Genomic DNA, 9575 nt, shown 5'->3' on the forward strand with positions numbered 1-9575 from the left:
AAAGCAAAATTCAAAGAAAAGATCGGGTCGGTTATCCAGATGAATGTTGAAAAAATCATCAGCCTGCACCCGGATCTGGTTATTGCAAGCCCGCTTTCAAGAGAAAAGCAGATAAAGATTTTAGGAAACCAAGATATTAAGGTGCTTAAAATTGAAAACCCGCAAACTTTCCCTCAAATGTGTGACATCACAATGAAAATAGGCAAGGTTCTCGGACAGACAGATGCTGCAAAGAAAATAATAGAAAAAGCGGCAAAAGAGGTTGAGGCCATTAAGCTTAAAACAATTCATCTTCCTAAAAAAAAGGTATTTATCCAGATAGGCATGAAACCTTTGCACTCTGCCAATAAAGACACATTTATCAATGAATATATCAACTATGGCGGAGGAATCAATATTGCTGAAAATGAAAAATCAGGAATCTACAGCAGGGAAAAAGTCCTTAAGGAAAACCCGGATGTTATCTTAATTGCGACCATGGGAACATCCAAAAAAGCCGGAGAAATCGAAAAAAAGCGATGGATGAAATTTAGTTCCTTGAATGCCACAAGAAAAAATCAGATTTATGTTCTGGATCCTGAACTTATCTTAAGCCCTACGCCCGTTACCTTTGCAAAAGGTTTAAAACAGGTTTTATCTTTAATCCATCCCAGTCTTAATTTAAAATCTAGTGCTGATTTAAAATAATGAAAAAGAATAGAATAAAGTACTGGTCCATTATTTTGATCCTCCTTATGGTCATATTAATACTTGTCAGCCTTCTTTCTTTATGTGTCGGCAGCGCAGGTATCCAATTAAAAGATATCCCCCATATTCTTTTTTACGGCAAAGGAAGTGCTGACCACAGTATCCTTTTAGGCATACGATTACCAAGAATCATATTGGGCCTTTCAATCGGCGGGGCTTTAAGCCCTGCAGGCGCCCTGCTGCAGGGAATATTCAAAAACCCCCTGGTTGAACCTTATACACTTGGCATTTCAGGAGGGGCTTCCCTGGGTGTCTGCATCAATATACTTTTTAAGTTTTACAGCAAAATAGGCATCATCGCATACCCTCTTTCAGGATTTTTAGGAGCAAGTCTGGTTATTTTTCTTGTTTACTATTTAAACAACAGGACAAGGGATATCCAGTCAAACAGGATGCTTTTAACAGGTGTGATGATCTCCTATGTTGCCTCCTCCCTGGTCATGCTGCTCATGGCTATCTCAAAAAGTGATGATCTTCAAAATATTGTTCTCTGGATCATGGGCTCCCTTGACGAACCTAATACGATTTTAATAAAAATGGCGCTTTTCGGCTCCCTTGCAGGGCTTGTTATCTCATATTTTTTCTGTTTTGATTTAAATGCCCTGCTTCTGGGTGAAGATGAAGCAGCAAATCTGGGTGTTAATACAACCAGAACTAAAAAATATTTATTTATCCTTGCATCTTTTTTAACGGGATTAAGCGTATCTGTTGCCGGAATCATCATGTTTGCAGGACTTATTGTTCCTCATTTCATGCGCATGATAGCAGGGCCTGACCATCGAATACTTCTTATCAGTTCATTCCTGGCCGGTGCTGCATTTTTAGTTCTATGTGATGTGATTGCCAGGGTCATCATATCTCCCCTTGAACTTCCCGTAGGGGTCATAACGGGTATCATCGGCGGTATTATTTTCATCTGGGCACTTTCAAGAAAGCAGGTGACATTATGAGCCATACCCTCACCATAGAAAACCTCAGCTTCAGATACCACAAAGAGATCATACTGAAAGATATTTCTTTTTCAACAGACCCGGGTGAATTTATTTCAATCATTGGTCCTAACGGGTCCGGGAAAACAACGCTGATAAAAATTATTTCAAAGATAAACAAACCTGAAAAAGGAAAAATTTATATAAAAGGCAACAATATTCAAACAATGTCAAACCGGCAATTGGCCAGACATATCGCAGTTGTCATGCAGTCAGTTGAACCGGTTTCCATGAGTGTTGAAGAATATGTCCTTTTAGGAAGACTGCCTTTTTTTAAAAAATATCAATTCTTTGAAACCGCCAGGGACATTAAACTTGCCCATAAATATATGGAACTTACAGGTATTTTAAAGCTTAAGGATGCATCCATCAATAAAATAAGCGGAGGGGAAAGACAACTGGCTGCCATTGCCAGGGCCTTAACCCAGGAGCCAAAGCTTTTAATTCTTGATGAACCCACATCTCATCTTGATATAACACACCAGATTCAAATTCTCGAATTGATAAGTTCCCTTAAAAAGACGCTCTGCCTCACTGTACTGATAGTTCTTCACGATTTAAACCTGGCAGCGGAATACTCTGACAGGCTTGTTTTACTCAATGGGAAAAATGGAAAAATATATCAAACCGGAACCTGCGAACAGGTTCTTTCTGAAAAATCAATACAAGAAGTTTACAATACAAAAGTAAGAATTCAAAAAAATCCTGTATCAAAAAGACCCTGTATATTTCTTATTACCCAAAACGCTTTAAATAAAGAGGAGAACATAATCGTATGATGGAAATATTTCATAACGGTGGACCCATCATGTATCCCTTGTTATTATGCTCAATGATTACTTTGACCATTATCATTGAGCGTAGTTTTTTCTGGATTGGGATTGGTATGGAGAGAAACCAGAAACTTGTGGATGAAGTTTTTTCGCTTACCCGGAAAGGTGAGTGGGATCTTGTTCGTCAAAAGGCCTCGGGATCACAAAATTATGTCATCAGAATGATTATCAGCGGCATTCTTCATCGTGAATATTCTTTGATCAAGGCCATGGAATCATCCGCAGCGGATGAAATCAATCGAATGCAAAGATTTATGGGCGTGCTTGACACCATGATCACCGTTGCCCCGCTTATGGGCATACTGGGTACTGTTATGGGAATCATCACTTCATTTGACATGCTGGGAACATCGGGAATTGGAAATCCCCAGGCTGTAACCGGAGGGATAGCCCAGGCCCTGATAACAACTGCAACCGGCCTGTCTATTGCCATCATAACGGTTTTTCCCTACAACTATTTCAACTCCAGAATAAAGCGTGCAGCAGGCATCATGGAAAAATATGCCACCAGCTTTGAAATTGTTTATGAACAAATTCTGCTGGATAAAACAAACATCCCGGAAGAAAAAAAATGAAGCTGCGCTTACCTGAAAACAATAAACCCAGGATTGAGATGCTTCCTTTGATTGATGTTGTTTTCCTTCTTCTGGTCGTTTTTATCTATACCATGCTCTCCATGGCAGTACATAAAGGTATGCCAGTCTCTTTGCCTGAATCCTCTGTGGTCAAACCTGAAAAAGATACGGTTCTGTCAGTCACCATAAATAAAGATAATTTAATTTTTGTTAACAAAGAACCGGTCGACCTGGAACATCTGACCCATATTCTTGAGCAAAAGGCAAAAAAAGAAAAGACGCCTGACGTTCTTCTTTTTGCAGATAAAACCATTTCTTATCAACATCTCTTTAAAGTTTTAGACAGAATCAGAATGGCCGGATTGAATCAAATTTCCTTACAGGCTGACCCCGAAGATCAGAATTAAAGATGAGCCGTATTATACTATCTGCTGTAATTGCCATAGGGTTTCATATTGCCTTGATGGTATTAATTCCCTCCATAATAATAAAAAACAATAAAATTTTATCCCCCCAAATCAAATCGGTTATGGTCACCCTCTCCTACAGGCAGCCTGTAATCAAAAAAGAAACTCATTCAATAAAACAAATAGAAAAAATCAAACCAAAACCCAAGCCCATGCCCAAACCGAAAAAGACCCTATCTTTTACCCCGAAAAAAAAAACCAGACCTGTTATTAAAAAGAAAAACCTGGCTAAACTCCCCAAAAAGATAAAACAGGACAAACCTGTCATTCACAAGCAAGAAGAAGTGATAAAGAAGATATTAACTCCTGTTAAGGCTGCCCCCCCTGTTAAGGCAGAGGTGGCTGAGACCAGACAGATTAAAGCAGTAAAAAAACAGAGTTTTAAAGGTCAACCGCCAACCTTGAAAACAATAAGTCCCCAAAAGAAAGAAAATATCAAACAAGCTCATATTGAATTTGCAAAACCGCTTTATAAGAAAAACGCTTTGCCTGCTTATCCTGTTATCGCCCGGAAAAGAGGGTATCAGGGGATTGTCGAACTAATGGTATTGGTTTCAGAAAAAGGAAAAGTTTCCTCTTTAAAGATTTTCAAGTCAAGTGGTCATAAATCCCTTGATATTCAGGCATTAAAAACTGTTAAAAACTGGCTCTTTGAACCCGGCAAAAAAAACGGCAGCCCCCGGGAAATGTGGGTAAAGATTCCTGTGAAGTTTGAACTCAAATAATTTTATAGCCAGTATCGTTATGTTTATCTTGACAAATCCAGGGGATAAGTATAGCATTACGAGTTTTTTAAAATTGCGAAAAAGTATTGAAATAATAAGGAGAGTTTAAAAATGTACGCAGTTATCAGAACCGGAGGAAAACAATACAAGGTTCATGAAGAACAGATCCTGAAAGTTGAAAAACTTGAGGGTACCGAAGGTTCTCAGATTGAATTTGATGACATCCTCATGTATTCAGACGGTGAAACCATCACCCTTGGAAGCCCGAAAGTTGAAAATGCCTCAGTAAAAGCACACATTCTTGATCAGGGAAAGGGTAAAAAAACATTGGTCTTCAAGTATAAACGTCGCAAAGGCTTCAGGAGAATGAAAGGCCACAGACAGCATTATACTGAAATTAAAATAGAATCCATTTCAGTTTAGATACCAGATTTAAATATTAGGGAGAAATCTAATGTCACATAAAAAGGCAGCCGGCAGTACGAAAAATGGTCGTGATTCCAATGCGCAACGGCGCGGTGTTAAAAGATTTGGCGGAGAAAGCATTCTTGCAGGGACTATTATTGTAAGACAGGTTGGCACCAAAATTCATCCGGGCAATAATGTTGGTCTGGGCAAGGACTATACCCTTTTTGCCAAAATTGACGGTGTTGTGACCTATGAAAGAAAAGGCCGCGATAGAAAAAAAGTCAGCGTTTATGAAGCGTGAAATTTGTAGATGAAGCAATTATCACTGTCAAGTCCGGTGATGGCGGCCGCGGATGCACTAGCTTCCGGCGGGAACGTTACATTGAAAGAGGCGGACCTGATGGTGGAGACGGCGGCGATGGTGGTCATGTCATCCTGAAAATCGATGGGAGTAAACGAACACTCTTTGATTATCGCCGCCAAAAATTGCTCAAGGCCAAAAATGGCCAGCCCGGCCAGGGAAAACAAAAACATGGCAAAAACGGTTCACACTGCATCATCGCCCTTCCCCCGGGAACCATTGTTACCAACAAAGACACCAACGAAATCATTATCGACCTGACCGACACCGAAGATGAATATATTCTTGCCCATGGCGGCATGGGCGGACGGGGCAACAAACGGTTTGCATCTTCCACCAATCGGGCTCCCAGGCATTCTCAGCCCGGTATTCCTGGTGTTGAACTAAAAATTAAGCTTGAGCTGAAGCTTCTTGCCGATGTCGGCCTTGTTGGGTTACCCAATGCCGGAAAATCTACGCTTATCAGCAGTATATCCGCGGCCCGGCCAAAAATTGCCGATTATCCTTTTACAACACTGACCCCTATCCTTGGGATGGTGGAACCGCCTTTTGGAGAGCCATTTGCCGTGGCGGACATCCCGGGCTTGATTGAGGGCGCACATGAAGGAACCGGTCTTGGTATCAGTTTTTTAAAACATATTGAAAGAACCGGCATCCTGGTTCATATGATTGATTCTTTCCAAATAGATCCTGCATCCCCTCTTGAGTCTTTTAACCTGATAAACAATGAGTTATCCAAATATAGTCAAACGCTGACAAAAAAAACTCAGATTGTCGTATTAAACAAAATTGACTTACCGGATACACAAGAAAAGATTGAAGCGTTTAAACATGCTTTAAAAAACATTCAGGTTTTGACCCTTTCTGCGGCAACGGGCAAAGGGGTAAAAGAACTTGTTAAACTGTTAGCTTCCAAGCTTATAAAGAGTTAAAAATGAAGGCCGGACTTTTTGGCGGGACTTTTAATCCTTTTCACAATGGCCACATGGGTATTATTGAGTATGTCCAAAAAAAATATGGATTGATAAAAATATTTTTAATCCCTTCTTCAACCCCACCCCACAAACCCCATCTCAACCTTGCCCCTGCAAAGGACAGGTTTGCAATGGTGAAAGAAAGCATAAAGGATCATGAAGATTTTCTGCTGTCAGACAAAGAGTTGATAAGAAAAGGGCCTTCCTTTACCATTGACACCATCAATGAATTTAAAAAGGAATATGGTCAAGATATCAACTTTTTTCTTTTAATAGGCTCCGATGCTTTTTTAGATATAACAACCTGGAAACACAAGGATAAAATTTTTAAAGCTGTTCAGATTATCATCATGTTGAGAGGGCAGTGGAATAATTACAATGCCATTGTCTCTTTTATTGACGAAAACATATCAAAAGGGTACACCTTTAATGAACAGGACAATATTTTTTCCCATAAAACAAAACAGAAAATAATAATTTGCAAGGTACCCAAAATAAATATTTCATCCACCATGATCCGGGCACGGGTAAAAAACAACGAATCCATAAAGGATCTTGTGCCTGCAAATGTCGAAAAAATCATTAGAACAAAGGAACTCTATAAATGAAAGAATACCTGATTCCTGCATTTGAGAGAAAAGCAAAATCAATTACTGCCATTGATGTAAAACAACTCACCTCTTATACTGACACTCTTATTATTATTGAAGGCAGCTCCCAACGCCAGGTAACCTCCATTGCTCAACATTTAATTAAAAGCTTAAAAGGCCAGGGGAAAAAAGCCATTGGTGCTGAAGGTGTCAAAGAAGGGCAATGGGCATTACTGGATTATGGTGATGTCATTATCCATATTTTTGAAACTGAAACAAAATCCTTTTATGATATAGAAGGGCTGTGGGCTGATGCGCCAAGGATTGATCTTTCTGAATTTGAAGCCGCCTACAAATCCCAAGGAGAATGATGATGAGTTCTAAGCTAAACCCTGTCAATATTTTAATGATTCTTGACGGATGGGGTATTAATGATGAAAAAAAGGGGAATGCCTTTGCATTGGCTGACACTCCCTTTCTGGATTCTTTGTTAAAAAATTTCCCCAACTGCAAGCTTTTGTGCTCAGGCAGTGCTGTCGGCCTTCCTGATGAAACCATGGGCAACTCTGAAGTCGGTCATATGAATATCGGCGCAGGCCGCAAAGTGTTACAGAATTTTGTAAGAATCAATCAGGCGATTAAAGATCAGACCTTTTTTAAGAACCCTGCACTTTTAGATATCATGACAGAAGTTTCAAAGTCAAAAAAAGGCCTTCACCTCATGGGCCTGCTGTCGGACAGTGGTGTTCACAGTCACATCTCCCACCTCTTTGCCCTGATCGACATGGCAAAACAAAATAATGTTGAACATCTTTTTATCCACCCGATACTTGACGGCCGGGATACCTCACCTACCAGCGGTATCACCTATATAAAGCGATTGCAGGACTATCTGGATAAATATAAGTATGGTAAAATTGCCACCATTGTTGGCCGCTTCTGGGCCATGGATAGGGATACACGGTGGGACAGGGTTGAAAAGGCATACAACCTCTTTACAAAAGCTGCGGGTGTGATTGAACAAGATCCTGTTAAAGCCATACAAACCGCATATGATGCAGATAAGACCGATGAGTTTATCAACCCCATTTTCCTTGGAAACAATCCCCCGTTAAAGGATACCCCAAACGGTACAATTAATGATGAAGACGGCATTGTCTTCTTTAATTTCAGGGCAGATCGGGCTAAAGAAATCACAAGGGGCTTTACAGAACCCGGATTTAATGCGTTTACCAGAGAGAAAGGAATTGACCTTGCAGGCTTTGTCTGCATGACGCAGTATGATGAAACCTTTGATCTGCCGGTGGCGTTTGCCCCCCAGCACCTGGATAATATTCTCGGGGAGATATTAAGTCAAAACAGCATCCCCCAGCTTCGAATCGCTGAAACTGAAAAATATGCCCATGTCACCTATTTCTTTAATGGCGGCGATGAAAAGGTTTTTGACGGGGAAGAAAGAATACTGATCCCTTCTCCCAGAGATGTGGCCACCTATGATGAAAAACCCGAAATGAGTGCCTTTGAATTGGCTAAAACCGTTTGTGAAAAAATCAGGTCAAAAAAATTTGAGTTTATCATCCTCAATTTTGCCAATATGGACATGGTGGGACACACAGGGATTCTGGACGCTGCCATCAAAGGATGTGAAGCCGTGGACAAGTGTGCCAAAACGGTTGTTGAGGCGATATGGGCAACCAATGGTGTTGCATTGGTAACAGCTGATCATGGAAACTCGGAACAAATGATTGCAGATGACGGCTCCCCCCATACAGCCCACACCTTAAACCCTGTAAGGCTGATACTTGCAGGAGATAATTATAAAGTTGAAAAGATGAAGGACGGTATTCTTGGCGATATCGCACCCACCATTCTGAAAATATTAAATATAAAGCAACCTTCTGAAATGACAGGAACATCTTTAATATGAATTTTGATTATATTATCACCGATTATATAACCGGAAAAGCAGTAAGAAATGTAGGGCCTGAGGCCACCAGACAAATATTTGAAAAATTTCTGGTCGAGGAAAAAGGCTATGACAAAAAAGATATATGGGTGGATGAAGAACTCATTGTCCAGTTTAAAGGAGAGGACTATGTCTCAGCCATCGACCTGATTGTATATTCCAAAGACAAGGCTTTGATGGCCATTACCTGTGTGGCCGGTTCCATCGGGTCCTATGAAAGGGAAATACTAGCCGGGGCCAGGCTGATTTATGACTATCAAATCCCCTTTGCCGTTTCAACGGATGCAAGGGATGCAATGGTATTGGATACGCTTTCCGGGAAATATGCAGGACAAGGCCTTGATGCGATTCCCTCAAAAGAAAAGGCTCTTAAAATGATTCAATCCATTGCGTTTACACCTCTTGATGAAAGCAGAAAGGAGCGGGAAATGATCATTTACCGATCCTTTAACCTGGAAAAGGTCAATATCTAAATCAGGCTTTTATATAGGAGTTTTTCCTGATGGAAAAACTCAAGGCTAATATGGATAATTTAGCAGCAAAACGAAGAGAACGTGGTGAAGTAAATGAAACGGATATTTCAGACTTTGCTTCATTTGATGAATCAGAGCTTCTATCTTTTCTTCACTCAGAAAAAGCTGTTGAAAGGTCTTGCGCAGTTATTAATCTGCGTAAATATCACAATACTACTGTAGTAGATAAGTTATGCCATCAATTGGTTATTGAGAAAAAGCTGTACACCAGGATTGCATTGTGTGAAACATTGGCGGAGTGTGCGGAGTTGTCAATAGAGCCTCTTATTGGGTTACTTGGTCAAATTGGTAAAAACCAGGAAACAAAAATACCGGAAACAGGCTTCTATAAAGTATCGTATCCACTTCCGCGTGATATTGCTGCCAGGACAATTTGTCGGCTTGGAATTATTGCTGTTTTACCACTT

The 9575-nt window shown here is 40.3% G+C and carries 14 protein-coding genes; all 14 read left to right on the forward strand.

The window, feature by feature from the left end:
• Window positions 1–687, forward strand: a 687-nt coding sequence (locus K8S13_RS18520; protein WP_291464842.1) for an ABC transporter substrate-binding protein, incomplete at its 5' end; no start/stop codon positions are given.
• Window positions 688–734: 47 nt separating this feature from the next.
• Window positions 735–1697: an iron ABC transporter permease gene (locus tag K8S13_RS18525; RefSeq protein ID WP_291464844.1), complete on the forward strand. Its 963-nt coding sequence runs from the start codon at window positions 735–737 to the stop codon at window positions 1695–1697.
• Window positions 1694–2515, forward strand: a complete 822-nt coding sequence (locus K8S13_RS18530; RefSeq protein ID WP_291464846.1) for an ABC transporter ATP-binding protein — start codon at window positions 1694–1696, stop codon at window positions 2513–2515. Before K8S13_RS18525 ends, K8S13_RS18530 begins: the two co-directional genes overlap by 4 nt.
• Window positions 2512–3144 (forward strand): MotA/TolQ/ExbB proton channel family protein, encoded by a 633-nt coding sequence (locus tag K8S13_RS18535; protein WP_291464848.1) that lies wholly within the window; start codon window positions 2512–2514, stop codon window positions 3142–3144. The genes K8S13_RS18530 and K8S13_RS18535 overlap by 4 nt, the downstream gene beginning before the upstream one ends.
• On the forward strand, window positions 3141–3551 hold the full coding sequence (locus K8S13_RS18540) for a biopolymer transporter ExbD (RefSeq protein WP_291464849.1): 411 nt from the start codon (window positions 3141–3143) through the stop codon (window positions 3549–3551). The genes K8S13_RS18535 and K8S13_RS18540 overlap by 4 nt, the downstream gene beginning before the upstream one ends.
• A 2-nt stretch (window positions 3552–3553) precedes the next feature.
• A complete protein-coding gene (locus K8S13_RS18545; RefSeq protein ID WP_291464851.1) occupies window positions 3554–4336 on the forward strand; it encodes an energy transducer TonB in 783 nt (260 codons plus the stop codon).
• Between the two features lie 111 nt (window positions 4337–4447).
• The gene (gene rplU, locus K8S13_RS18550) at window positions 4448–4759 is read left to right on the forward strand and encodes a 50S ribosomal protein L21 (protein WP_291464853.1); all 312 of its coding nucleotides are present in this window, start codon (window positions 4448–4450) and stop codon (window positions 4757–4759) included.
• 31 nt (window positions 4760–4790) lie between these two features.
• The gene (gene rpmA / locus K8S13_RS18555) at window positions 4791–5045 is read left to right on the forward strand and encodes a 50S ribosomal protein L27 (RefSeq protein WP_291464855.1); all 255 of its coding nucleotides are present in this window, start codon (window positions 4791–4793) and stop codon (window positions 5043–5045) included.
• The gene (gene obgE / locus K8S13_RS18560) at window positions 5042–6037 is read left to right on the forward strand and encodes a GTPase ObgE (protein ID WP_291464856.1); all 996 of its coding nucleotides are present in this window, start codon (window positions 5042–5044) and stop codon (window positions 6035–6037) included. The genes rpmA and obgE overlap by 4 nt, the downstream gene beginning before the upstream one ends.
• Before the next feature lie 2 nt (window positions 6038–6039).
• Window positions 6040–6687, forward strand: coding sequence for a nicotinate-nucleotide adenylyltransferase (nadD, locus tag K8S13_RS18565; RefSeq protein WP_291464857.1), 648 nt, complete (start codon window positions 6040–6042; stop codon window positions 6685–6687).
• Window positions 6684–7040 (forward strand): ribosome silencing factor, encoded by a 357-nt coding sequence (gene rsfS / locus K8S13_RS18570; protein ID WP_291464859.1) that lies wholly within the window; start codon window positions 6684–6686, stop codon window positions 7038–7040. Before nadD ends, rsfS begins: the two co-directional genes overlap by 4 nt.
• Window positions 7041–7042: 2 nt before the next feature.
• Window positions 7043–8596 carry a 2,3-bisphosphoglycerate-independent phosphoglycerate mutase gene (gene gpmI / locus K8S13_RS18575; protein WP_291464860.1) on the forward strand — a complete coding sequence of 518 codons (1554 nt, stop codon included), beginning with the start codon at window positions 7043–7045 and terminating at the stop codon, window positions 8594–8596.
• A complete protein-coding gene (locus K8S13_RS18580; protein ID WP_291464862.1) occupies window positions 8593–9108 on the forward strand; it encodes a type I restriction enzyme HsdR N-terminal domain-containing protein in 516 nt (171 codons plus the stop codon). The genes gpmI and K8S13_RS18580 overlap by 4 nt, the downstream gene beginning before the upstream one ends.
• A 29-nt stretch (window positions 9109–9137) precedes the next feature.
• Window positions 9138–9575: hypothetical protein (locus K8S13_RS18585; protein ID WP_291464864.1), on the forward strand; the 438-nt coding region annotated here is incomplete at its 3' end.

Source organism: Desulfobacula sp., assembly GCF_021107415.1.

Excerpts from the sequence above, each read along its gene's own strand:
- K8S13_RS18525 (WP_291464844.1), top strand. The coding sequence starts at position 735 with ATGGTCATATTAATACTTGTCAGCCTTCTTTCTTTATGTGTCGGCAGC.
- K8S13_RS18530 (WP_291464846.1), top strand. The coding sequence starts at position 1,694 with ATGAGCCATACCCTCACCATAGAAAACCTCAGCTTCAGATACCACAAA.
- K8S13_RS18535 (WP_291464848.1), top strand. The coding sequence starts at position 2,512 with ATGATGGAAATATTTCATAACGGTGGACCCATCATGTATCCCTTGTTA.
- K8S13_RS18540 (WP_291464849.1), top strand. The coding sequence starts at position 3,141 with ATGAAGCTGCGCTTACCTGAAAACAATAAACCCAGGATTGAGATGCTT.
- K8S13_RS18545 (WP_291464851.1), top strand. The coding sequence starts at position 3,554 with ATGAGCCGTATTATACTATCTGCTGTAATTGCCATAGGGTTTCATATT.
- rplU (WP_291464853.1), top strand. The coding sequence starts at position 4,448 with ATGTACGCAGTTATCAGAACCGGAGGAAAACAATACAAGGTTCATGAA.
- rpmA (WP_291464855.1), top strand. The coding sequence starts at position 4,791 with ATGTCACATAAAAAGGCAGCCGGCAGTACGAAAAATGGTCGTGATTCC.
- nadD (WP_291464857.1), top strand. The coding sequence starts at position 6,040 with ATGAAGGCCGGACTTTTTGGCGGGACTTTTAATCCTTTTCACAATGGC.
- rsfS (WP_291464859.1), top strand. The coding sequence starts at position 6,684 with ATGAAAGAATACCTGATTCCTGCATTTGAGAGAAAAGCAAAATCAATT.
- gpmI (WP_291464860.1), top strand. The coding sequence starts at position 7,043 with ATGAGTTCTAAGCTAAACCCTGTCAATATTTTAATGATTCTTGACGGA.
- K8S13_RS18580 (WP_291464862.1), top strand. The coding sequence starts at position 8,593 with ATGAATTTTGATTATATTATCACCGATTATATAACCGGAAAAGCAGTA.